The organism is Streptomyces sp. NPDC054866, from assembly GCF_053610745.1.
Genome location: NZ_JBSGZA010000001.1, coordinates 368,069 through 391,893 on the forward strand (window position 1 = coordinate 368,069; position 23,825 = coordinate 391,893).

Sequence of the window (23,825 nt, forward strand, 5' to 3'; positions counted from 1 at the left end):
TGTGGCCGGAGGCGAGCCATGGAACAGACTGCGTTGCGTCCCAAGCCGATGCCCGGACAGGAGCCCGGCTCAGGCGGCGAGTTCGGCAGAGGCGGCAGATTCGGTGTCGCACGGAGGCTAGGTGTCGGGCGGAAGGCCCGCGCCGGGCGGACGTCCGACGCGGGCCACAGATCCGGACCCGGATCCGGACCCGGGACCGGACCCGGGACCGGACCCGGGACCGGACCCCGGCCCGGATCCGGCCACCGCCCGCACGCCGCGCGGCGGCGCGGGCGGCGGCTGATCACCCTGCTCTTCGGGCTGCTCTTCTCGGCCGTCCTCGTGCTGACGGGGGTGGGCCTCGGCACCGTCAGCGCCACGGTCATAGGGATGAGCAAGCTCGCCGACATGCAGAAGCAGGCGCAGCAACAGGAGCAGAAGCAAGCGCAGGCGCAGAAGCAGGCGCAGGCGCAGGGTGACTCCAAGGGGCGGGACCGCCCGGAGCCCGTCGCCCCGCCGAAACCGCCGCGGAAGGAGCCCGGCAAGGGCGAGGGCGAGGAGCGGACCGCCGCGCGACCCACGCTCGGCGTGGAGGCGGTCGACGCCCCCGGAGGCGCCGGGGCCCTGCTCGTCGGCGTGCACAGCCCGGGGCCCGGCCACACCGCCGGTCTCGTACGCGGCGACGTACTGCTCGCCTTCGGCAAGACCCGCATCGCCTCGGCCAAGGCCCTGGCGGCCGTCGTCGCCGCCGACCCGGGGAGGAACGTCACGGTGACCGTCCGCCACGCGAGCGGAGGGTGGCAGTCCCTGTCGGTGACGCCGGGCTTCGTCACGTGAGGTGCATAGCGTGAGGCGGCATGACGTGAGATGGCGTGGGATGGCGTGACGAGACGGGGCCGCCGCAAATCGGCTCGCGCACGCGCCAGGGCAGGGGCAGGATCGGCACCACGGCACACCACCGGCACAGCGCCGTACCCGCCGCAGCGAGCAGCCCTGGAGGCCCCCATGACCGGCACCCCCATGACCGGTACCCCCGCGCCCTTTACCGCCGACGACTACAAGGCCCGCATGGACCGCGCGGCGGCCGACGCGGCGGACGCGGGGCTCGCCGGGCTGCTCGTCGCGCCGGGCCCCGACATGGTCTGGCTCACCGGCTACCGGCCGACCGCCACCACCGAGCGCCTCACCGTCCTCGTGCTCGCCGCAGGGCAGGAGCCGGTGCTCGTGGTGCCCACCCTGGAGGCCCCGGACGCGGAACTGGCGGCGGGCGCGAGCGCGCTCTCCCTGCGGGACTGGACCGACGGCAAGGACCCCTACGCCGCGACCGCGCCGCTCCTGGACGTCGACGGCCGCTTCGGGATAAGCGACAACTCCTGGGCCATGCATCTCCTCGGCTTCCAGAAGGAGCTGCCGAACACCTCCTACGTGTCCCTCACCGAAGCGCTCCCCATGCTGCGCGCCGTCAAGGACTCCGCGGAGCTGGGACGCCTCGCGGCGGCCGGAGCCGCGGCGGACGCCGCGTACGAGGAGATCAAGAAGGTTCCCTTCGCGGGCCGCAAGGAGACCGACATCGCCGCCGATCTCGCGGATCTGCTGCGGCGGTTCGGGCACTCCCAGGTCGACTTCACCGTCGTCGGCTCGGGCCCGAACGGCGCCAACCCGCACCACGAGGCGGGCGGTCGCGTCATCGTGGACGGCGACATGGTCGTCCTCGACTTCGGCGGCCTGCTGCACGGCTACGGCTCGGACACCTCGCGCACGGTGCACGTGGGCGAGCCCGACGCCGAGGAGCGGCGCGTCCACGACGTCGTGCGCGAGGCACAGGAGGCCGGCTGCCGCGCGGTGCGGCCCGGTGCCGCCTGCCAGGACGTCGACAGGGCGGCGCGGGCGGTGATCGCCGATGCGGGGTACGGCGAGCACTTCATCCACCGCACCGGGCACGGCATCGGCGTCACCACCCACGAGCCGCCCTACATGATCGAGGGCGAGGAACTGCCACTCGTGCCCGGCATGTGCTTCTCCGTGGAGCCCGGCATCTATCTGCCGGGCCGCTTCGGAGTGCGCATCGAGGACATAGTGACGGTCACCGAGGACGGCGTACGGCGCCTCAACTCCACGCCACGTGACCTGACGATCGTCAACTGACCGCCCCCGCAGGCCTCATCCCGTAGTGCTCACGGTGTCGCGAGCACCGTAGCGCTCACGGTGTCGCGAGTACCGCGCACGACTCGGCGGGCAGCCGCAGCAGCCCGTCCGCGCCGGGCGCGGTGACCGGCTCCCACGCCGCGAGCACCCGCGCGCCACGGCCGCCCAGCGGGATGTCGACCGTCTCCTTGCCGATGTTCACCGCGATCCGCAGATCACCGCGCCGGACCGCGAACCAGCGCCTCTCCTCGTCGTACGCGACCCGGAGCGACGCCAGATCGGGGTCGCGAAGGTCGCCGCGGCTGCGGCGCAGGGCGATCAGCTCGCGGTGCCAGGCCAGCACGCGCGCGTGGGGGTCGGTCAGGGGCTCGGCCCAGTCGAGACAGGAGCGGTCCCTGGTGGCCGGGTCCTGCGGATCCGGAATGTCTCCCTCGGCCCAGCCGTGCGCCGCGAACTCCCGGCGCCTGCCCCGGCGTACGGCCTCCGCGAGCTCCGGATCGGTGTGGTCGGTGAAGAACTGCCAGGGCGTCGCGGCGCCCCACTCCTCGCCCATGAACAGCATCGGCGTGAACGGCCCGGTGAGGGTGAGCGCGGCGGCGCAGGCGAGCAGGCCGGGGGAGAGCGTGGCGGAGAGCCGGTCTCCTTGCGCGCGGTTGCCGATCTGGTCGTGGGTCTGCGTGTAGCCGAGGAAGCGGTACGCGGGGGTCCTGGCGCGGTCCACGGGACGGCCGTGCCGGCGCCCCCGGAAGGTCGAGTACGTGCCGTCGTGGAAGAAGCCGCCCGTCAGCGTCTTGGCGAGCGCGGCGAAGGGCGCGCGGGCGAAGTCTTCGTAGTAGCCGTGTGCTTCACCGGTGAGCGTGGAGTGCAGCGCGTGGTGGAAGTCGTCGTTCCACTGCGCGTGCAGGCCGAGACCGCCCTCCGCGCGCGGGGTGACGACGCGCGGATCGCCCTGGTCGGACTCGGCGATCAGTGAGAGCGGCCTGCCGAGCTCGGCGGCCAGCTCGTCCACGGCCGCCGAGAGCTCTTCGAGGAAGTGGCACGCGCGCGTGTCCCGCAGCGCGTGCACCGCGTCCAGGCGCAGACCGTCCAGGCGGTAGTCGCGCAGCCAGGCGAGCGCGCTGCCGATCAGATACGCGCGCACCTCGTCCGAGCCGGGGGCGTCGAGGTTGACCGCCGCGCCCCACGGAGTCTGGTGGGTCTCCGTGAAGTAGGGCCCGAACGCGGGCAGATGGTTGCCGGACGGGCCGAGGTGGTTGTGGACCACGTCGAGGACGACTCCGATGCCGTGCGCGTGCGCGGTGTCGACGAATCGTTTCAGCGCATCGGGGCCGCCGTACGGCTCGTGCACGGCCCACAGGGAGACACCCTCGTACCCCCAGCCGTGCCGCCCCGGGAACGGACAGAGCGGCATCAGCTCCACATGGGTGACGCCGAGCTCGGCCAGGTGGCCGAGCCGCCCCGCCGCCGAGTCGAGCGTGCCGTCCGGTGTGTACGTCCCCACGTGCAGCTCGTACAGGACCGCGTCCCGCACTCCGCGCCCCGCCCAGGGCGCCCGCCACGCGTACCGGTCGTGGTCGACGACGGCGCTGAGCCCGTCGGGCCCGTCCGGCTGGCGTCGCGAGCGGGGATCGGGCAGCACAGGCCCTTCGTCGAGCGAGAAGCCGTACCGCGCCCCGTCGGCGGCCTCCGCCCGCACCGTCCACCACCCGGCCCGGCCGTCGGCGCGCTCCATCGCACGCGTGGCGCCCTCGCACAGCAGGGCGACGCGTTCGGCCCCCGGGGCCCACACCTCGAACTCCACTGACAGTTCCCCCTTCTCCGACATCCGCTGACGTCCGTTCCATCGTGCTGCAGAAGTGATCGGTTCGCGGTCGTTCCGCGTTTTCTGGACACCCCGGCCGAGCTGACCGACAATCACCAGGGTGACGTCGTCCTTTGAGATCCACACGTACCCCGCGCGGCTGACCGACGCCGAGCGCGACAGGGCGCTGAAGGTGCTCAGGGAGGGCGCTGCCCTCGGCAAGCTGTCCCACGACACGTTCGTGCGGCGCATGGAGCTGGCGCTCGCCGCCCGCCAGCCAGACGAACTCGCCGCGCTCACCGCCGATCTGCGGACCGAGGGACGTCTCTCGCGTGCGGTGTTCGGCACGGTCGGGGCGGTCTCCGGGTTCACGGTCCGGCTGCGCAGGGCCTGGCAGGCCGAGAAGCTGCCGAAGCTGCTTCTGCCGGTGCCGACGAACCCGTATCCGCTGCGGATCGGCCGCGACCCGGCGAACGGGCTCAGGCTCAGCCACGAGACCGTCTCCCGGGTCCACGCGGAGCTGAGCAGGCAGGGCGGCATGTGGGTGCTGCGTGACCTCGGGTCGACCAACGGCACGGCCGTGAACGGCCGCAGGGTGATCGGCGCGGCGGTCGTCCAGGACGGCGATCAGGTCAGCTTCGGGAAGATGGGCTTCCGGCTCTCGGCTTCGTGAAGCCCTTGCGGGGCCAGGCGCGTGCTGTGCGTGGGGTCAGTCGCCCGCCACGCGCGCGTGGCGGGCCGCCGCGACCGTCGTCCGTGACTGGTGCTCGACCTGGTCCTCCAGCGGCACTCAGCGCGCCCTGAACCGCTCGGCGAACGCGTCGCTCCAGTGCATGACGAGCCGTTCGAGGCGGGGCGCCGCCGGGTCGCCCGCCGTGGCGAGGACCCGCAGCAGCATCGCGGCGGCCCGCAGCGGAAGGCGGCGCCCGAAGGCGTCGACGCTGCCGATGTACGCCATCGACGTCCCCGCGGGCGGCAGCCGGGCCCAGTCGTCGGCGAGGCCCGGCACCAGGTCGAGCGCCCAGCGTGCCGCGCGCAGCAGCGGCCCCCGCGCCTCCGGGAGCCGCGGCAGCGCCTCGCTGAGGATGTCCTCGACCAGGCGCGCGTCGTGCCGCAGCCGCCGTGAGAAGCCGCGCAGCGCGAGCACCGGGGAGGGATGGACGGCCGCGTCGTCCACGAGGTCGCTCGCCCACATGGGGACCTCGACGATGGCGGTCAGGCCGCCGTACCGGTGGGCGTGGTGCCAGGTGGTGTGCCGGGCGTCCTCGGGGAGGCTCGGATAGGCGGCCGCCGAACCGGGGCCCGGCAGCACATGGACCCCCGGCCCCGACACCGGCCAGCCCGCGGCGTCCGAAGCCCCCGCCTCCACCGGTATGTGCAGCTCCGCGGCGGACTTGGCGAACGGCTCCGCGAGCCCTGGGATGTCCCGCGTCAACTGCACCCAGCTGCCACCGAGATCGGTCCCGTGCAGCGACACCTGCAAGTAGGGCCGCAGTTCGTCGATGACGCCGGTCAGGGCGCGCGTCTCCGGAGGGAGCCGATCGGGTGGCAGTACGGAGGGGGACCACTCCGGCTGCTCGGGTCCCGCCGGCCGGAAGAAGTGCCGGTGGTAGTCGAAAAGGGTGCGCGGGGCGGGCGTGCGGTGCAGGTTCGCGCCGTCCGGGTCGGCGCACAGGAGGAAGTGCCAGGAGGTGTCGGCGCGCAGGGCCTCGTCCCGCAGGGTCCGTTCCGCGAGGTGGAGCAGCGTCGAGCCGCCGTTCGGTTCGTTCGAGTGCGCGCCGGCGACGACCAGGACGGCACGCGGGGAGCGGCCGACGGACAGCAGGTGGAGAGGCCTTCCCGCGCGCGAGGCGCCCACCTGGCGCAGGGTGCTGAGGTCGGGGCGGTGGGCGGCCAACTCTCTTGCGGACAGCACGAGTTCGGCCACATTGGGATAGCGCTGCTCCGCCAGTTGACTCACCCCCGTCTTGTCCGCTGACGCAATCCGCAGTACGCCACGCGGTCGGGCACGTGTCAAGCGTGCGACCCAAGGGATGTCACCCCACGTCGGCCTTGTCCGACAGCATCACCCGAATGGGCGTATGGGGACTGCGTGAACGGGCCTTCGGTGATGCTCTGAATCCGTGCCCTCGAGAACCGTGTCGTCGAGCTCGGCCCCTCGTGGGCACCGTCCGTCACCGGCTCCGCCGAGCTCGTCCTCGAACGCCGGACGGGCTGAGATGCCCAGCCTTCTGGACCCCGGCGTGGAGCGTGATCCGTATCCGCTCTATCGCACTCTCCGCGAAGGCTTCCCCCTCGTCCGCGACGAACTTCTCGGGGCCTGGCTGCTCAGCCGGTACGCGGATGTGCGGGCCGCGCTCGTCGACGCCCGGCTCGGCGCGGCGGGGGCCGGTCCGAGCCCGGCCTGCCAGGGGCTTCTGGAGCCCGCGCTGCGGGCCGCAGCCGAGCGCACCGCCTTCGTCCTCGCGCGGCGCATAGCCGGGCGGCGCGAGGTCGACCTCGTCGCCGAGTTCAGTGCCTGGCTGCCCGCGGCCGCCGCCGTCGCCGCGCTCGGGCTGCCCTGGGAGGACGCCGCGCGGGTACAGGAGTGGTGCCGTACGGCTCCGGCGCATCCCGGCGGCACCCACCCCGAGCTGGCCGCGGTGCTGCGCCCCCATCTCGCGAGGCGGCGCGCTCACCCCGGCACCGACCTGCTCTCCGTGCTGTGCGGCGCCCGGGTGGACGGGCAGGCGCTCCGCGACGACACCGTCACCGGTCTTGCCGGGACACTCCTCACCGGTGGCGGTGAGGCCGCCGCCCACGCCCTGGCCTCCTTCCTGGCCAACCTCCTCGACCACCCCGCCCAGTTGGACCTCGTGGCCGCCCGTCCGGAGCTGATACCCGGCGCCTGGGCGGAGTCCCTGCGCCGTGATCCGCCCGCCCCCGTCGTGCTGCGCCGCGCGACCGCGCCGATCGCCCTGGGCGGCACCACGCTGCCCGCCGGAGCCGTCGTGGCCTGCCTCGTCGGCTCCGCGGGACGCGACCCGTTCCGTTTCGCCGATCCCGACCGCTACGACATCTTCCGCGCGGATCCGGCACACCCGGCGGACCCGGCGCACCTGGCGTTCGGCGCGGGGCAGCGCTTCTGGCCGGCCGCCGCCCTGGCCGCGCTCACCGCCGAGTGCGGTCTGCGGGCCCTGCTCGACGCCATGCCGGGCCTGCGCTGGGCCCCCGGCTTCAGGCCCGCGCCCCGGGGCCTCATGGCGCGGGCGCCACGCCTGCTACTCGTCCGCCCCTCCTGAGACCTGCTCCGGACCCGTCGGCACCCGCTCAAGAAGCACCACCGGCAGCTCCCCGAAAAGCTCCTCCACGCGTGCGTGCCCCGTGAACTCCCGCCCCCGGGTGAGCAGATCAGCCCACCGCCCTTCCGGAAGCTCCAGTTCCGTAGAGCGCCAGCCGCCCGCCTCCGCCAGGCGCGAGGAGAGCCGGGTGGCCGCCGCGATCACCTCTCCGGAGCGCGTGAAGGCCACGCAGTGCGCCGCGCTCGGCCCACGCGCAGCCAGCGGCTCGTACGTCGCCGCGCCGCCGAACAGCTCCGGGCGCCGTCTGCGCAGCCGCAGCGCGGTCGCCGTCAGGGCCAGCTTCTCCTCGGAGAGGTCCCAGCGGTCACGGTGCTGCTCCAGGTACTCAAGGACGTGCGGCTGGAACCGCACGGGCCGCCGGTTGTCCGGGTCCACCAGGGCCCGGTACTCGCCCTCCGTGCCCTGGTAGAGGTCGGGTACCCCGGGCATCGTCAGCTGGAGCAGCGTGGCCCCGAGGACGTTCGCTCGCACATGGGGCCGCAGGCTGCTCGCGAACTCCGCCACGGTGTAGAGCGGCGGGCCGCAGGGGCCCGCCTCCACGAACGCCGTCACGGCCTTCTCGTACGGCTCGTTCGGCTCGGTCCAGCTTGTGTGCAGGCCCGCCTCGCGCACGTGCTTGAGCAGGGCCATCTGCAGCCGTTCGTCGTAGGGGAAGCCGAAGCCGACGGCCGTCTGCCAGGCCGCCCACGCCAGTTGGGGATCCGGCGCGCTGGTGCCGCCCACACGCGCGGTCTGCTCCGTCACGTCGACCAGGAGGTCGGCCCACCGCTCCGGGCACTGCGTGAGGACGGAGATGCCCGCCCGTACATCGGCGCTGCGCTTCGTGTCGTGCGTGGTGAGCACCGTCCCCGCGTAGGGCCAGTCGCGCTGCACGCGCGCGCAGTAGGCGTGAAAGGCCTCGGGGGAGACCGCGGGGCGCTCGGGAGTGCCGCCCACCTCGGCCGCCGACAGGAGCGGCGCGTGCCGGTAGAACGCCGTGTCCTCGACCGCCTTGGCCCGCAGCGCCGACGAGGTCTGCGCGAACCGCGCGCGGAAGCCGTCCACCGCGGGCCCGGACCCGAGACGGCCGAGGACCAGGTCCCGTACGACATCGACCGCCTCGGCCTCCTCCCGCACAGCGAAGGCCGCCTTCGCCTCCTCGGCGGCCCCCACCGTGAGCACCGAAGCCGGTTCGGCGCCCCCGGAGACGTACGGCCGGTAGACGGGAAGCCGCACGAGCAGCTCCAGGAGCGCGGTGCGCAGGGCCCACGGCGCGTGGTCGCGCAGCGCGGGGTCCGCGGCGCAGAGCGCGGTCGCCTCGCGCGTGAGGCGGTCGGTCTCGGCGGCCAGCTCATGGGTGAGCACCTTGTACGCGGCGCGCCGCACCGTCGCCCCCCAGTCGCCGCCCCGGTCCACCGCGGGCGCCGTGAACCTCCGGTACTGGCCGAGGAGCTCACCGGCCCCCGCCGGGTCCGTGAAGAGGCCGTCGAGGTGGCGCAGCGCGTCGTATCCGGTGGTGCCCGCGACGGGCCACGCGGCGGGCAGCTGCTCCCCGTCGGCGAGGATCTTCTCGACGACCGTCCAGCGCCCGCGCGTGGCCTCCTGGAGCCGCTGGAGGTACGCCCCCGGATCCGCGAGGCCGTCGGGATGGTCGATCCGCAGCCCCTCCACGACGCCGTCCCGCAGCAGTTCGAGGATCTTCGCGTGGGTCGCGTCGAACACATCGGGGTCCTCGACGCGCACCCCGATGAGGTCCGAAATGGTGAAGAAGCGCCGGTAGTTGAGCTCTGTACGGGCAAGACGCCACCAAGCGAGCCGGTACCACTGTGCGTCCAGGAGACGCGGCAACGGCAGCTCACCGGTGCCTTCGCGCAAGGGGAACTCGTGTTCGTGGTAGCGCAGCACGTCGCCGTCCACCCGCAGCCGCTCCAGCTCGTCCCCGACCCCGCGCCCGAGCACCGGAAGCAGCACACGCCCGTCGCCCGCGTCCCAGTCGATGTCGAACCAGCGCGCGTACGGCGATGTGGGCCCCTCCCGCAGGACCTCCCAGAGGGCGCGGTTGTGGCGCGGGACAGCAGCCATGTGGTTCGGCACGATGTCCACGACGAGGCCGAGCCCGTGCGCCCGCGCGGTGCGGGAGAGGGACCGCAGCCCCTCCTCGCCGCCGAGTTCGTCACGCACGCGCGCGTGGTCCACGACGTCGTAGCCGTGCGTGGACCCCGGAACGGCCTCAAGCACGGGCGACAGGTGCAGATGCGAGACCCCCAGCGATGCCAGGTACGGGACGGCCGCTTCGGCGGCCTCGAAGGGGAACTCCGGCTGGAGCTGCAGCCGGTACGTGGCGGTGGGCGGCGGCGGGACCGCGGGCTCTGAGCGCTCAGGCGTCATGCGAACGTACGTACCCGCCTGGCGGGCTTTCGTGCCATCGACTCATGCTTCTGGCCGTCAGGGTGTCGCTAGCTTCGGACGATGGCTGCAAAAGTACAGGTCGCGCAGGACGGGCCACGGGACGACCGGGAGAACCGGGAGGGCCGGGGCGCGCAAGGCCTCCTGGCCACCTACCGGGAAGTGATCGGGCACACCGGAGCGCTCCTTCCGGCGATCTCGTTCCTCGGCAGGCTCCCTGTGGCCATGATCCAGTTCGGCAGTGTCCTGCTGGTCACCGAGACCAGCGGATCGCTCGCCACGGGCGGCGTGGTCGCCTGCGCGCTCGCGCTCGGCCAGGTGACCATGGGCCCGCTCGTCGGCCGCCTCGCCGACCGGCGGGGCCAGCGCGCCGTCGTCCTCGGATTCTCGCTGCTCAACGCCGTCGCGATCGCGGTCTACACGCTCGGCGCCCTCCTGGAGCTGCCCACGCCCGTGCTCGTCGCCCTCGCCGTGCTCGCGGGCGCGAGCATCCCGGGGATCGGCCCGCTGGCCCGCGCACGCGCCGTCCCGCTGGTCCGCCGGGCGGGTGGTGACGACCGTCTGGTCAACACCGTGCTGTCCCTGGAGAGCACCATGGACGAGCTGTCCTTCGTGCTCGGCCCCGCCCTGGTGGGCCTCGCCGCCGTGGCGGGCCACCCCGCGTACGCGTTCGGCGCTGCCGCCCTGCTGGTCGCCGTCTGCGGCTCCGGCTTCGCGCTGCACCCCACGGGCCGGACGGCCCAGGCGACGGGGCAGCCACCACGCGCGCGTGGCGGCCGGCAACGCCTCCCGCGCCAGGTCGTCGTCGTACGCGTCGGGCTCGTCTTCGTCGGTGTCCTGCTCGGCGCCTGTGGAGCGGGCATCACGGCCCTCACCGAGGAGTTGGGCCGGCCAGGCCAGGCGGGTCTCGTCTACGCCGCCATGGGCGTCATGAGCGCCGTCGTGGGGCTCTCCATGGCCGCGCTGCCCGAGCGCTTCGGCCTGTACGCGCGCTGGCGCGTGGCGACGGCCGCCGCGGCGCTGCTCTCGCTGCCGCTGGTGTGGACGGACAGCATGACGGGTCTGTACCTCGTGGTGACCGTCTTCGGCGCGATCTTCGCCCCGAACCTGATCACCGGCTTCGCGCTCACCGAGCGCTCCTGCCCGCCGCGGCGTCTCGCCGAGGGGATGACGTGGGCGGCGAGTGCCTTCGTCGGCGGCCAGGCGGTCACGCTCGCCGTGGCGGGCCGCCTGGCCGAGTCCCACGGCCCCGGAGCGGCGTTCGCGCTCGGCAGCGCGGCCGCCGCCGTAGCGTTCCTCGTGGCGCTGGTGGCCCGCCCCCAGGCAGAGAGCAGGCCTCGGGTCACGCGGGCCGCTGCAGGACAGTGAGGCTCCGGTCGGCGAGCGTCAGGCGCTCACCGGCCCGCGCCTTCGGTCCCGTGTCCGGCGGCACCCCCTCCGGCCGTGAGGTGTCCACGACCACCTGCCACTGGCGGCCGTGATTGACCGGGACGACGAACTCCAGTGGCCGGTCCGACGCGTTGAACATCATCAGGAACGAGTCGTCGGAGATCCGCTCGCCGCGCGTACCCGGCTCGGAGATCGCGTTGCCGTTCAGGAACACCGTCAGCGCCCGTGCCTGCGACGCGTCCCAGTCCTCCTGCGTCATCTCATCGCCCTCCGGCGTGAACCACGCGATGTCGGACAGCTCGTCGTGCGTGCCCTCGACCGGGCGGCCGTGGAAGAACCGCCTCCTGCGGAACACGGGGTGGTCGCGCCGCAGCCACGCCATCGCGCGCGTGAACTCCAGCTGGGTGCTCTCGCCCTGCGGCCAGCGCACCCACGCGATCTCGTTGTCCTGGCAGTAGGCGTTGTTGTTGCCGCCCTGCGTCCGGGCGAACTCGTCGCCGTGGCTGAGCATCGGGACGCCCTGCGAGAGCATCAGCGTCGCGATGAAGTTGCGCATCTGCCGCTCGCGCAGCTCCAGGACGTCCGGGTCGTCCGTCTCGCCCTCGGCGCCGCAGTTCCAGGAGCGGTTGTGGCTCTCGCCGTCCTGGTTGTCCTCGCCGTTGTCCTCGTTGCGCTTCTCGTTGTACGAGACGAGGTCGTGCAGCGTGAAACCGTCGTGGCAGGTGGTGAAGTTGATCGACGCCAAGGGGCGCCGCCCGTCGTCCTGGTAGAGGTCGGACGAGCCGGTGAGCCGTGACGCGAACTCCGCGAGCGTGCGCGGCTCGCCGCGCCACATGTCGCGCACCGTGTCGCGGTACATGCCGTTCCACTCGGTCCACAGCGGCGGGAAGTTGCCCACTTGATAGCCGCCCTCGCCTACGTCCCAGGGTTCGGCGATCAGCTTCACCTGGCTGACGACCGGGTCCTGCTGCACGAGGTCGAAGAACGACGACAGACGGTCCACCTCGTGGAACTGCCGGGCGAGCGTGGCCGCGAGATCGAAGCGGAAGCCGTCCACGTGCATGTCGGTGACCCAGTGCCGCAGCGAATCCATGATCATTTGGAGTACGTGGGGCGACCGCATCAGGAGCGAGTTGCCGGTCCCCGTGGTGTCCATGTAGTAGCGGGGATCGTCCGTCAGGCGGTAGTACGAGGCGTTGTCCAGACCCTTGTAGGAGAGCGTCGGGCCCAGGTGGTTGCCCTCGGCCGTGTGGTTGTAGACGACGTCGAGGATCACCTCGATGCCCGCCTCGTGCAGCGCCTTCACCGCCTGCTTGAACTCCAGGACCTGCTCGCCCCGGTCGCCCCAGGAGGCGTACGCGTTGTGGGGCGCGAAGAAGCCGATCGTGTTGTAGCCCCAGTAGTTGTTCAGGCCCATGTCGACCAGGCGGTGATCGTTCACGAACTGGTGCACCGGCATCAGCTCCAGGGCCGTCACCCCCAGCTGCACCAGGTGATCGATGACCGCGGGATGCGCGAGCGCCGCGTACGACCCGCGCAGCTCATCGGGAAGATCCGGGTGCAGCATGGTCAGGCCCTTCACATGGGCCTCGTAGAGCACGGTTTCGTTGTACGGGGTGCGCGGCGGCCGGTCGTCGCCCCAGTCGAAGTACGGATTGACCACCACGGACGTCATCATGTGCGGCGCCGAGTCCATGTCGTTGCGCTTGTCCGGGGCGCCGAAGCGGTAGCCGTACACCTCCTCGCCCCAGTCGATCCGGCCGCTGACCGCGCGGGCGTACGGATCGAGGAGCAGCTTCGCCGAGTTGCAGCGGTGCCCCCGCGCGGGTTCGTACGGGCCGTGCACACGGAAGCCGTACCGCTGGCCGGGCATCACGCCGGGCAGATACGCGTGGAGCACGAACGCGTCGGACTCACGCAGCTCGACGGCTGTCTCCGAGCCGTCGTCGTGCAACAAACAGAGCTCTATGCGGTCGGCGGCCTCGGAGAAGACCGCGAAGTTCGTGCCGGCGCCGTCGTACGTGGCACCGAGTGGATACGCCTGCCCTGGCCACACCTGCATGCATACGACTCTTCCACTACCGCCCCCTCGGCCCGGGGTCACTTTGGTCAGAGTCTCCCCGAAAGTGGGGCAACCACGCGGGAGTTGAACCCGTCTAACCGACCGACCACATACTCGGTATGCCCCTTCTTGGGGCTCGTGGGGGAAAAGGGGAGTAAGTGAGAGAGCTAGTCAGACGCCACCTGGGGAAGGTGATGGCGGGCGCGGCAGTCGTGACGGCTGCCACCGCCGTGCTGGTGGGCGTCACACTGCCGGGGGCGGGCGAGTCGGGGGACAGCCAGGCCAACGCGGCGGCCGCGCAGCCGAACGCGATCGCGAAGGACGGCGTCGTCGAGGCCGCGCCCGACGAGGGCGAGAAGGGCATAGGCAGCGACCCGCTGACCGACGCGGAGATCGAGCGCGCCGAGAAGGCCTCGGTGACGGGCGGCATGCGCTCCAGCGCCAGGGACGTCGAAGGAGACCGCGGACCGCAGCTCCTTTCGACGAACCTCAGTGAGCCGGATCCGAGCGACGCCGGTGCCACGGCCCCGCGCAGCGCGGAAGTCGTCTACTACGACTACAAGAAGGACGCGGTCATCACCAAGACGGTCAACGTGGAGACCGGCAAGGTGGAGGACACGAACACCGCACAGAACGTCCAGCCGCCGCCCAGCCAGGAAGAGCTCGCCGAGGGCGCGAAGCTGCTGATCGCCGACCCGCTCGGCAAGGGCCTGAAGCAGGACTTCAAGCACGCCACGGGCAAGGAGCTCGCCGGTCCGGGGCAGTTGCAGCTGAGCGGCATGGTCTTCCGCAAGGAGACCGTCGAGCGCGTGCCGTCCGACCTCACCGAGTGCGGCAAGCACCGGTGCCTCCAGGTCGTCACCAAGGTCAAGAACGGTCCGTGGATCGACACCCGGTCCCTCGTCGTCGACCTGAGCACCCGTTCCGTGGGCCGCCTCGGCTGATTCCAGCCGCTCGCGCACGACACCACACTTCTGCTTCTCCTCGTACGAGGGAGTTCACACCGCAATGCACGTCAACAGACTTTCGCGCGCCCGCAAACGGGCCACCATGGCCCTCGCGGTCTCCGCGCTGATCGGCGGCGCCGTCACCGTCGCCTCGCCCGCATCGGCCGCACCCCAGGCGCCGAGCGCCCCCGCGGCGGCGGCCGACTGCAGTGACGCCTACAAGATCGAGCAGACCGTCGACGGCGGCACGACCTGGCGCATGTGCTGGCACTACAACAGCCTTTCCGGCCTGATCCTCGACAAGATCAGCTACCAGCCCAAGGACGAGGCGAAGCCGATACCCGTCCTGACCAGCGCCCGGCTCGCGCAGGTCCACGTCCCCTACGACGACGGCGAGGCCGAGTACGACGACGTCACCGGCACCGACTTCGGCCAGGCCCTGCAGAACCTGAACCCCGGCGAGTGCCCCGGCGGCACCATCAAGACGGTGAAGGTCCCGCAGCGGGGCAACGTGAAGGGCCTTTGCACCACCACGCGCGCGCGTGGGCACGCGTACCGCCTCAACGACGACGCGAGCACCGGCGGCAACGGCAAGGTCTACAGCGGCCAGGGCAAGGACCTGCTCGTCTACACCGTGAACAAGGCCTCCTGGTACGAGTACATCACCGAGTGGCGGTTCTCGTCGGACGGCACCATCACCTCCCAGGTCGGCGCGACCGGCAGCCTCTCGCCGTACGACTACGACGGCGGCGACAGCCGCGGCTGGCCCATCGGCAAGGGTGATCAGGCCAAGGCCGAGAGCCACGCCCACAACGTCTTCTGGCGGCTCAACTTCGGCCTCGACGGCTCCCCGAAGGCCAAGGTCGAGCAGTACGACTCCAAGGTCACCGCGCCCGCCGGACAGGGCAGCCCCACCACGAAGACCACCCGCACCAAGGTCACCAAGGAGCTCGCCGGCGACCGCAAGGACATGCGCTGGTGGCGCATGGTCAGCGGGGCCGGCAAGAACAAGGACGGCCACCCCCGTTCGTACGAGTTCGTGCCCGGGGCCAGCACCAAGCACGCGGGACGCCCCTTCACCAAGCACGACGTGTACTTCACCGAGTACAAGAAGTGCGAGCAGTACGCGAGCAACAACATAGGGTGCCCCGACGGCGCACCGACCAGCGTCGACAAGTGGGCCAACGGCCAGACCCTCAAGCACCCGATCGCCTGGGTCAACATCGGCTACCACCACATCGCCCGTGACGAGGACCAGCAGCCGATGCCGGTCCACTGGCAGGGCTTCTCGCTGGCCGCGCGCGACGTCACCGCTATGAGCCCGCTCACTCCTCAGGACCTCGCCGGCCAGAACGGCCAGCCGCCGCTGGGTCGTTGATAATTGACCCTTGCCATCCGGCTGCACCGCCCGCCGCTCCCGGAGTACCCTTCCTTGATCGTTGAACGGGGGAGTGCTCGGGGGAGCGGAAGGGGTGCGCTGGGTGAGCTCGGGAGGGCGGGAACTGCCCCCTGGTGACGAGGGTCACGAGGGGAGTTCCGCGGACGGCCCGCCCGGAGCGGTGTCCCTGGCGCGGCCGATGGAGATGGGGTCTCAGATCGGACCCGAACTGGACTGGGGCGCCGAAGCCTGGCGCGAGGTGCGCACACGCGCCCAGCGCGCCGGGCGGGCCTACATCTGGCTGAATCTCGTGGAGCAGCGGCTGCGCGCGGTCGTGGCCGCTGTTCTGCGCCCCATCTACGAACCGGTCCACGCCGACGACTGGGTGGTCGCCGCCGCCGGACCCGCCGGGCAGGAGTGGGTGCAGCGGGCCGTCGCCGTACGCGAAGTGAGTCGCCGCAAGGGCTACTTGCTCGACCCGGCGGACGACAACGTCCTGAGCTTCCTCACGCTGCCCCAGCTGCGCGAGCTGATGGTGCAGCACTGGCCGTGCTTCGAGCCGTACTTCGACGACCGCAGGGACGTCGAACTCGCCCTGGACGAACTGGAAGTGACCCGGAACGTCGTATCGCGCAACCGTGCCCTGTCCACCGCGGTGCTCGCCCAGGCGGAGCGCGCGTCGGCGAAGCTCCTGGACATACTCGGCACGGGCACCGACACACCGTCCGCACGCCGGTTGCCCGTCGACGCCGTCGAGTCCCTGGTCGGCGACCGGTACGCCGACGTGGTGGGCGTCCACTCGGACCGGGTGCGGCTGCTTCGGCAGTTCCCTGCCGAGGACATCTTCGGGGGCGCCCGTCGCCTCGACGCGATCGGGATAGGCCTGAACCTCCTGGTCCAGAACTTCTCCGGACGCCGCCTGGTCCGCCTCGCGGAGTCCGGCTGCCGGGTGCGGCTGCTCTTCCTCAACCCGGCGAGCAGCGCGGTCAAGCGCAGGGAGCGTGAACTGGGCCTGAAGCGGGGTGAGCTGAGCCGCAGCGTCGAGATGAACATCCTGCACATGCGCCGGGTGCGGGCCCGCCTGCGTGACCCGGGCGCCTTCGAGATCCAGGTCTTCGACGAGACGCCGCGCTTCACCGCGTATCTGGTCGACGGGGACGGCGCGGACGGCATCGCGGTCGTCCAGTCGTATCTGCGCAGGACGCGCGGGATGGAGGCGCCGGTGCTCGTGCTGCGCGGCGGCCGCCGGGTGGTGAAGGCGGACGAGCCGGACGAGAGCGGACTCTTCGAGACATATCGGGAGGAGTTCGAACTGGCGTGGGCGGACTCGCGGCCGGTGTCCTGAGCCGGGTCGCCTGAGCCAGGCCGTCCGAGCCGGGTCGTCCGAGCCGGTTCTGGGCGGCAAGCGGAATGCGCGCCTCGGATTGTCAGTGGCGCGTGGGATCGTGGTGGTCAATGGGGGAAAGCACCACAGAGAAGGGGGGCGGCCATGGGCTGGCACCGGGAGCTGCTGATCGGTTTCGACCTGGAGACGACCGGGACGGACCCGCGCGAGGCGCGCATCGTCACGGGCGCCGTGATCGAGGTCAGGGCCGGCGAGACGCTGGGCCGCAAGGAATGGCTCGCCGACCCGGGGGTCGAGATCCCGGCGGAGGCCGTGGCGGTGCACGGCATCTCGACCGAACGGGCGGCGGCGCACGGCAGACCGGCCGCGGAGGTCGCCGACGCGATAGCCGCCGTGCTCGTCTCGTACTGGCAGACAGGCGTCCCGGTCGTCGCCTACAACGCCACCTTCGACCTGACGCTGCTCTCCGCCGAGCTGCACAGGCACGGCCTGCCGTCCCTGCGCGAGCGCCTGGGCGGCGCCGAACCGGCCCCGGTCATCGATCCGTACGTGATCGACCGCTCCGTCGAGCGCTACCGCAAGGGCAAGCGGAACCTCGAAGCGGTCTGCACCGAGTACGGCGTGCTCCTGGAGTCGGCGCACGACGCCACGTCGGACGCCCTGGCCGCGGCCCGTCTGGCCACCGCCATAGCCGACCGCCATCCCAAGCTGGCCGCGTTCGGCCAGGCGGAGCTGCACCGGCGCCAGATCGACTGGTATGCGCAGTGGGCGGCGGACTTCCAGAAGTTCCTGCGGAAGAAGGGCGAGACGGACGCCGTGGTGGACGGCACGTGGCCCCTTCGGGAGGAGTTCAGCGCGTCCGGGGTCTGACCTCGCTCAGATCTCGGAAGGGGTGCCACCGCTCTCAGAAGGGGTACCACCGCACACTCGGGTCACCGTTCCGGAGCGATGCCACCCGACGGCGGAACTCGGCCAGGGCTTTGGGGTTGGTGGGCGCATGCTGCGCGACCCACGCGCAGCTGGCCGTCTCCCGGGCGCCCCGGAGCACCGCGCACCCCTCCCACTCCCGCACGTCCCAGCCGTACTCGTCGACGAACCCGTCGTACGCGTCGGCGGGCAACCCGTAGCGGTCCCGCGAGAGCGCCATGACGACGAGGTCGTGTTCGCGCAGATCGGAGGAGAAGGTCTCCAGGTCCACCAGGACCGGACCGTCCACGCCCACAAGGACGTTGCGGGGGAGGGCGTCACCGTGGATGGGGCCAGGAGCAAGACGAGGGGTGAGCGCCGACGCCGCGGCCTCGAACCCGTCCCTGCGCTCCCGCAGATAGTCCGCGTCCTCGACGTCGATCGCGTCACCGGCAAGGCGCAGCCAGCGCTCGACCCCGCCGAGGAGCTCACGCCTGGGCAGCTCGAACCCGGGCGCGGGCAGCGCGTGCACGAGCCGCAGCAGTGCGGCCAGGTCACGCGGCTCGGCAGGGCGCACGGCCTCCGGAAGGCGGTGCCACACCGTCACCGGATGCCCGTCCACGAGGCGGGGTTCACCCTCGGCAGCCCGCACCGCGGGCACCCCTGACTCCTCGAGCCACCGCGCGACCCGCAACTCCCGCCGCGCACGGTCCAGAAGCTCGGGCGCCGCACGTCCGACCTTGACCACCGTCCCGCCACCGCCGAACACCGCGTTCTCGCCCAGCGCGAGCAGCGCCGCGTCCCGCTCCAGACCCGCGGCGTCCAGTACGTCCCGTGCCCGCGCCTCGTCCATCCGTTGCCTCCCGCACCGTTCGCAGCCGTTCGCCACGTTCGCCGGCACAGTCTCCCATTCGTACTGGCCAAGCGGCTGCGAGGCCTGCGTAGCTGCTTGACGTATCAAGATCCCATCAGCACGATGACGGGGGCCGCGTGGGCGGCCAAACCCCGATGAGCCGCCCAAAGGAGCCGATTCCGTGACATTGGCGACCGCGAAGAAGCGGTCAGCGCAAGGCGCGTCCGCCCGCAGAGGCGCGGACCACGGCGCCTGGTTCCTGGTCCTGCCCGCGCTGATCCCGATCCTGATCCTCAGCGTGGGCCCGCTCCTCTACGGCATCACGCTCGCGTTCACCGACTCCCAGTCGGGCCGCACCGAGCCCACCGAGTGGATCGGCCTCCTCAACTTCCAGGACCTGCTGCACGACACCCTGTTCTGGGACTCGTTCCGCATCGGCCTGCTGTGGGCGGTCGGCGTGACCGTGCCGCAGTTCCTCCTCGCGCTCGGGCTCGCCCTCCTGCTCAACCAGAATCTGCGCTTCCGCTGGCTGGCGCGCTCGCTCGCGATCATCCCCTGGGCGATGCCCGAAGTGGTCGTCGGCATCATGTGGCGCCTGGTCTACAACCCGGACGCGGGTGTCCTGAACGAGACCCTGGGCAACCTCGGCTTCGGCGACGGCCGCGACTGGCTCACGGGCCTCGGCACCGCACTGCCCGCCGTGATCGTCGTGGGCATCTGGGCGGGCATGCCGCAGACCACCGTGGCGCTGCTCGCCGGACTGCAGAACACCCCGCGGGAACTGCACGAGGCGGCCGAGATGGACGGCGCGGGCGCCTGGCGCCGCTTCCGCACGGTCACCTGGCCCGCGCTGAAGCCGGTCGCCCTCGCCATCACAGCGCTCAACTTCATCTGGAACTTCAACAGCTTCGCCCTCGTCTACGTCCTGACGAACGGCGGCCCCGGCGGCCGCACCCGCCTGCCCATGCTCTTCGCCTACGAAGAGGCGTTCCGCTACGGCCAGTTCGGCTACGCGGCGGCGATGGGCTGCGTGATGGTCGCGGTGATCTCGGTGATCCTCGCGTTCTACCTCGTGGGCCGCCTGAAGGGAGACGACGAGAAGTGAGCACCACACGCACCACACGCACCAGCAAACCCGCGCGCGCCGGACAGTACCTCGCGCTCCTCGGCTACCTCGTCTTCCTCGCCTTCCCCTTCCTCTGGCTGATCTCCACGGCGTTCAAACCGCCGCGCGAACTGGCCAGCCTGCACCCCACCTGGATTCCCAAGGACCCGACCTTCGCCAACTTCCGCCAGGCCTTCGACGAACAGCCGCTCCTGCGCGCCGCCGGCAACTCCCTGATCGCGGCCGTCTGCGCGGCACTCATCGCCGTCGCCATCGCGACACCGATGGCGTACGTCATGGCGCGGCACCGCACGCTCCTGGCACGGGCGGCCACCGGCTGGGTCGTGGTCAGCCAGGCGTTCCCCTTCGTCCTGGTGATCATCCCGCTCTTCCTCGTCCTGAAGAACCTCGGCCAGATCAACTCCCTGCCGGGCCTGATCATGGTGTACGTGGTGTGGGCGCTGCCCTTCGCGCTGTGGATGCTGGTGGGCTATGTGCGCGCCGTACCCACCGAGTTGGAGGAGGCGGCGGCGGTCGACGGCGCGGGCAAGCTGCGTACGCTCGTCTCGATCACCGCGCCGCTGCTCGCGCCCGGCATCGTGGCCACGATCCTGTTCGCCTTCATCACCGCGTGGAACGAATTCTTCTTCGCGCTCGTCCTGCTCAAGACCCCGGAGAAACAGACGTTGCCGGTCGTCCTCACGCACTTCATCGGCGCGGAGGGCGCCGCCGACCTCGGCCCGCTCGCCGCGGCCGCGTTCCTCGCCACCCTCCCCTCGCTCGTCATCTTCGCGATCATCCAGAAGCGGATCACGGGCGGCATGCTGACCGGGGCGGTGAAGAGCTGATGCGCGCACGGATCGCCACCGCGGCGACCGCGGCCCTCGCGCTGCTGCTCGCCGGATGCAGCGGTGAATCCGACGGCTCCGACGACGGCAGGATCACCCTCCGCTTCCAGTCGCTCGCCTGGCAGAAGGAGTCGGTCGACGCCAACAAGGAACTCGTCAAGGAATGGAACGCGAGCCACCCCGACGTCAAGGTCGAGTACGTCCAGGGCAGTTGGGACAGCGTCCACGACCAGCTGCTCACCTCCTTCGAGGGCGGCGAGGCGCCGGACATCATCCATGACGCGTCGGACGACCTCGCCGACTTCGCGTACGGCGGCTATCTCGCGGACCTCGACGAGCTGCTCCCCGACCGGCTCAAGTCAGACATCCCGGAGCGCAGTTGGCAGACGACGACATTCGGTGACGGTGTCTACGGGGTGCCGTTCCTCCAGGAACCCCGCGTCCTGATCGCCAACGCGAAGTGGCTGAAAGCGTCGGGCGTACGGATCCCGACGCCCGAAAAGCCCTGGTCCTGGGGCGAGTTCCGCTCGGTCACCAAGGAACTGAGCGACGGCAAGGGGAAGTACGGCGTGGCCTGGCCGCTCAAGGAGCCGGTCTCCGCGACGCTCAACCTCTCGCTCTCCACCGGCGGCCGGATGTTCCACCGCGGCGACGACGGCAAGGTCGACATCCGCTTCGACAAGGCCGACGAGATCATGCCGCGCACCGTCCACGACCAGGTCAACAACGACAAGAGCGCGTCCAGCACCACCCTGGGCATGGGCGGCTCGGACACGCTGCCGGGGTTCTTCGGCGGCAAGTACGCGATGGTCCCGCTCGGCTTCTCCTACCGCCAGCAGATCGTCCAGCAGGCGCCCAAGGGCTTCGACTGGCAGGTGCTTCCCGCCCCGGCCGGGGCGGAGGGGCTCGCGCAGGGCGTCAGCCCGCAAACGCTGTCGGTCTCCGAGGACACCGAGCACAAGAAGGAGGCGGTCGAGTTCATCGACTTCCTCCTCCAGCCGAAGAACATGGTGCGCCTCGCGCAGGGCGACTGGATGCTTCCTACTGGCACGGAGGCCTTGAAGGACCCGGCCCTGCGCACCGAGAAGAACGACTGGGCGACGGGCACGGCCCTGGCGAAGGACCTCCGCTCGGCGCCCGCGCAGTCGGTGCGCGGCTACGCGGAGTGGAAGGACAAGGTGGCGACGCCGGCGCTCCAGGAGTACTACAGCGGGGCGATCGGCCTGGAGGAGCTGCGCAAACGCCTTGTGAAGGACGGGAATCTGGTCCTCAAGAGGTACCAACGCTAGGCCGTCACCAGGGCCAGGGCCAGGGCCAGGGCACCGGTCAGCGGGGGAATCCGTTCCCCTGCCCCGCCCGCACGAGCCCCGACTCGTACGCGGCGATGACGGCCTGCGCGCGGTCGCGGACGCCCAGCTTGGCGAAGATGCCGGTGGCGTGGTTCTTCACGGTCTGGACGCCGATCTCCATCCGCTGCGCGATCTCGGCGTTGTCGAGGCCCGCCGCGATCAGGCGGAGCACGTCGACCTCGCGCGGGGTGAGCCCTGCGAGGTCCGCCGTCGGCGGGTGCGAGGCCGGGACCGGGGTCACGAAGGTGGCGAGCAGCCGGGTCAGGAGCCGCGGGGCGACGACCGCTTCGCCGCGGTGGACGGTGCGAAGGGCGGCCACCAGCTCCTCGGGGGAGACGTCCTTGGGCAGGAAACCCGAGGCCCCCGCCCGCAGGGCACCGACCACGTGCTCGTCCATGTCGAAGGTGCTGAGCGCGAGGACCCGGCACCCGGGCAGCTCGGCGGCCAGGCGCTCGGTGGCCCTGACGCCGTCGAGCACGGGCATGCGGATGTCCATCAGGACCACGTCGGGGCGGAGTTCGCGGGCCGCCGCGACGGCCTGCTCGCCGTCCCCCACTTCGCCGACGACCCGGATGGCGGGGTCGGAGAGCAGGATCAGCGAAAGACCCCGGCGCACCAGCGGCTGGTCGTCCGCGATGAGAACGGTGATGCCGCCGGGCTCGCCCCCGGCTTCGGAAGCGGGCTGAGTACCGGGGTCGGGTTCAGCGGGAGTGGAGGATGTCATCGGGGCCTGTCCTTCTCGTACGTGTCGGTGGACAGCGGCACGCTCGCGCTCACCATGAATCCGCCTTCCTCGCGGCTGCCGGCGCGCAAGGTGCCGTCGTGCAGGGCGACGCGCTCCCGCATGCCCAGAAGACCGTACCCACCGCCTCCGCCCTTCCCGCCGGGCGCCCTGCCGTCACCGGCGCCGTCGTCCGCCACTTCGACGGTGACGCGGCCCGGGAGATAGGCGAGCCGCACCGTGGCACGGGCGGGGCCCGCGTGTTTGCGGGCGTTGGTCAGCGCCTCCTGGACGATCCGGTAGAGGGTGAGGCCGACCGGCATCGGCAGCTCCACCGGCCGCCCGGTGACGTGGAGTTCGGCCGGCAGGCCCGCGGCGGTCGAATCGGCGACGAGCCGCTCGATGCCGTCCACCCCCGGCTGGGGTTCCGACGGCGTCTCCTCCGGGGTCTCGGTGCTGCGCAGGACCCCGAGGAGCTGCCGCATCTCGGCCAGCGCCGTGCGGCCGGACTCCTCCAGGGTCACCAGGGCCTCGCGGGCCGTGTCGGGGTCGCGGTCCAGGGTCGCTCTGGCCCCGCCGGACATCAGGTACATGGTGGTGATGTGGTGCGCCACGATGTCGTGGAGCTCCCGCGCGATGCGGCGCCGTTCCTCGGTCACCGCGCGGTCGGCGAGGAGCTTGCGGTTGATGTCCAGCTGCCGCTTCCACTGCCGCACGGCCAGGCCCACGGCGACGATGAGGCAGGGCGTGACCAGCACGTCGGTGAGGCCCATCCCCACGAAGGCCACGTCGTTGTGCCAGTACCGCGCGAGCTGCACGGGCGCGGTGGCCACCACACCCAGCGCCACGGCGCGCCGCCCGCTGTACCTGGCCACGGTGTAGAGCGCCACCGCGACGGCGCCGCCGTAGCTGTTCGACATCGGCTCGCCCGGATCGACGACGAGGCCGAGATTGACGGCCATCTGCACGGCGAGGACCGCGCCGAGCACCGGCACGGGGTGGTGGCGCCTGAAGAGCAGCGGGAGCACGGAGACGGCGACCAGCAGGACACCGACCACGGTGACGGGCGCCCCCGTGCCCTCCTCGCCCGGGGCGAGGTAGGACAGTACGTCGAGACCCACCGCGACGACGGCGACCGCCACGTCGCCCGGCGTCGGCCGCGCCCCGCCCGTGGGCGGTGCGTGAGGGAAGAAGTCGCGGCCCATTCGGGCGCCTCCAAGTCGAGCAGGGGCGTCGGGCCCTGACGGCCCTGGTGTTCCCGTCTTTCCGCA

Annotated in this window: 18 protein-coding genes and 1 pseudogene; 12 read left to right on the plus strand and 7 right to left on the minus strand. The window is 71.7% G+C overall.

The features are described 5' to 3' along the window. Positions 1–18 precede the first annotated feature (18 nt). Both ACWGI2_RS01475 and ACWGI2_RS01480 read left to right on the plus strand, forming a co-directional pair. Positions 19–816, plus strand: coding sequence for a PDZ domain-containing protein (locus tag ACWGI2_RS01475; RefSeq protein WP_453692991.1), 798 nt, complete (start codon positions 19–21; stop codon positions 814–816). Between the two features lie 183 nt (positions 817–999). Further along, positions 1,000–2,124: a M24 family metallopeptidase gene (locus tag ACWGI2_RS01480; protein ID WP_453694618.1), complete on the plus strand. Its 1,125-nt coding sequence runs from the start codon at positions 1,000–1,002 to the stop codon at positions 2,122–2,124. Between the two features lie 55 nt (positions 2,125–2,179). Here ACWGI2_RS01480 and treZ read toward each other — a convergent pair whose 3' ends face one another. Beyond that, positions 2,180–3,925: a malto-oligosyltrehalose trehalohydrolase gene (gene treZ / locus ACWGI2_RS01485; RefSeq protein ID WP_453694619.1), complete on the minus strand. Its 1,746-nt coding sequence runs from the start codon at positions 3,923–3,925 to the stop codon at positions 2,180–2,182. A gap of 121 nt (positions 3,926–4,046) precedes the next feature. Between treZ and ACWGI2_RS01490 the strand changes: the two genes are divergently transcribed. Next, positions 4,047–4,598, plus strand: a complete 552-nt coding sequence (locus ACWGI2_RS01490) for an FHA domain-containing protein (RefSeq protein ID WP_453394044.1) — start codon at positions 4,047–4,049, stop codon at positions 4,596–4,598. Positions 4,599–4,634: 36 nt separating this feature from the next. Here ACWGI2_RS01490 and ACWGI2_RS01495 read toward each other — a convergent pair. Beyond that, positions 4,635–5,885 (minus strand): annotated as a pseudogene (locus ACWGI2_RS01495) (M14 family zinc carboxypeptidase). A 259-nt stretch (positions 5,886–6,144) separates the two neighbouring features. On the opposite strand from ACWGI2_RS01495, the gene ACWGI2_RS01500 reads away from it, so the two are divergent. Further along, complete coding sequence (locus ACWGI2_RS01500; RefSeq protein WP_453692993.1) at positions 6,145–7,206, plus strand: cytochrome P450; 1,062 nt, start codon at positions 6,145–6,147, stop codon at positions 7,204–7,206. On the opposite strand, the gene treY is transcribed toward ACWGI2_RS01500, so the two are convergent. Further along, positions 7,186–9,633, minus strand: a complete 2,448-nt coding sequence (gene treY, locus ACWGI2_RS01505) for a malto-oligosyltrehalose synthase (protein ID WP_453692995.1) — start codon at positions 9,631–9,633, stop codon at positions 7,186–7,188. The two genes, ACWGI2_RS01500 and treY, sit on opposite strands and share 21 nt — an antisense overlap. Before the next feature lie 81 nt (positions 9,634–9,714). Here treY and ACWGI2_RS01510 point away from each other — a divergent pair, with 81 nt between their 5' ends. Beyond that, entirely contained in the window at positions 9,715–11,019 is a 1,305-nt protein-coding gene (locus tag ACWGI2_RS01510) for an MFS transporter (protein ID WP_453394048.1), read from the plus strand. Here ACWGI2_RS01510 and glgX read toward each other — a convergent pair. Continuing rightward, positions 10,994–13,102, minus strand: a complete 2,109-nt coding sequence (gene glgX, locus ACWGI2_RS01515) for a glycogen debranching protein GlgX (protein ID WP_453692997.1) — start codon at positions 13,100–13,102, stop codon at positions 10,994–10,996. The two genes, ACWGI2_RS01510 and glgX, sit on opposite strands and share 26 nt — an antisense overlap. Positions 13,103–13,260: 158 nt before the next feature. Here glgX and ACWGI2_RS01520 point away from each other — a divergent pair, with 158 nt between their 5' ends. From ACWGI2_RS01520 to ACWGI2_RS01535, 4 genes are all read left to right on the plus strand, one after another. After that, positions 13,261–14,046, plus strand: a complete 786-nt coding sequence (locus ACWGI2_RS01520) for a Tat pathway signal sequence domain protein (protein WP_453394050.1) — start codon at positions 13,261–13,263, stop codon at positions 14,044–14,046. 64 nt (positions 14,047–14,110) lie between these two features. Beyond that, positions 14,111–15,427 carry a copper amine oxidase gene (locus ACWGI2_RS01525; protein ID WP_453692999.1) on the plus strand — a complete coding sequence of 439 codons (1,317 nt, stop codon included), beginning with the start codon at positions 14,111–14,113 and terminating at the stop codon, positions 15,425–15,427. A 103-nt stretch (positions 15,428–15,530) separates the two neighbouring features. Then, positions 15,531–16,772 (plus strand): SAV2148 family HEPN domain-containing protein, encoded by a 1,242-nt coding sequence (locus ACWGI2_RS01530; protein WP_453693001.1) that lies wholly within the window; start codon positions 15,531–15,533, stop codon positions 16,770–16,772. 144 nt (positions 16,773–16,916) lie between these two features. Beyond that, positions 16,917–17,642, plus strand: coding sequence for an exonuclease domain-containing protein (locus ACWGI2_RS01535; RefSeq protein ID WP_453693003.1), 726 nt, complete (start codon positions 16,917–16,919; stop codon positions 17,640–17,642). A 34-nt stretch (positions 17,643–17,676) separates the two neighbouring features. Here ACWGI2_RS01535 and ACWGI2_RS01540 read toward each other — a convergent pair whose 3' ends face one another. After that, entirely contained in the window at positions 17,677–18,531 is an 855-nt protein-coding gene (locus tag ACWGI2_RS01540; protein ID WP_453394053.1) for a phosphotransferase, read from the minus strand. Positions 18,532–18,712: 181 nt separating this feature from the next. On the opposite strand from ACWGI2_RS01540, the gene ACWGI2_RS01545 reads away from it, so the two are divergent. The 3 genes from ACWGI2_RS01545 to ACWGI2_RS01555 are packed head-to-tail and all read left to right on the plus strand — an operon-like array spanning position 18,713 to position 21,773. Then, positions 18,713–19,636: a carbohydrate ABC transporter permease gene (locus ACWGI2_RS01545; RefSeq protein WP_453693005.1), complete on the plus strand. Its 924-nt coding sequence runs from the start codon at positions 18,713–18,715 to the stop codon at positions 19,634–19,636. Continuing rightward, a complete protein-coding gene (locus ACWGI2_RS01550; protein WP_453394055.1) occupies positions 19,633–20,484 on the plus strand; it encodes a carbohydrate ABC transporter permease in 852 nt (283 codons plus the stop codon). The genes ACWGI2_RS01545 and ACWGI2_RS01550 overlap by 4 nt, the downstream gene beginning before the upstream one ends. Further along, positions 20,484–21,773 (plus strand): ABC transporter substrate-binding protein, encoded by a 1,290-nt coding sequence (locus ACWGI2_RS01555; RefSeq protein ID WP_453693007.1) that lies wholly within the window; start codon positions 20,484–20,486, stop codon positions 21,771–21,773. The genes ACWGI2_RS01550 and ACWGI2_RS01555 overlap by 1 nt, the downstream gene beginning before the upstream one ends. A gap of 37 nt (positions 21,774–21,810) precedes the next feature. On the opposite strand, the gene ACWGI2_RS01560 is transcribed toward ACWGI2_RS01555, so the two are convergent. Both ACWGI2_RS01560 and ACWGI2_RS01565 read right to left on the minus strand, forming a co-directional pair. Then, the gene (locus ACWGI2_RS01560; RefSeq protein WP_453693009.1) at positions 21,811–22,557 is read right to left on the minus strand and encodes a response regulator; all 747 of its coding nucleotides are present in this window, start codon (positions 22,555–22,557) and stop codon (positions 21,811–21,813) included. Continuing rightward, positions 22,554–23,759, minus strand: a complete 1,206-nt coding sequence (locus tag ACWGI2_RS01565; RefSeq protein ID WP_453693011.1) for a sensor histidine kinase — start codon at positions 23,757–23,759, stop codon at positions 22,554–22,556. The genes ACWGI2_RS01560 and ACWGI2_RS01565 overlap by 4 nt, the downstream gene beginning before the upstream one ends. Between the last annotated feature and the right edge of the window lie 66 nt (positions 23,760–23,825).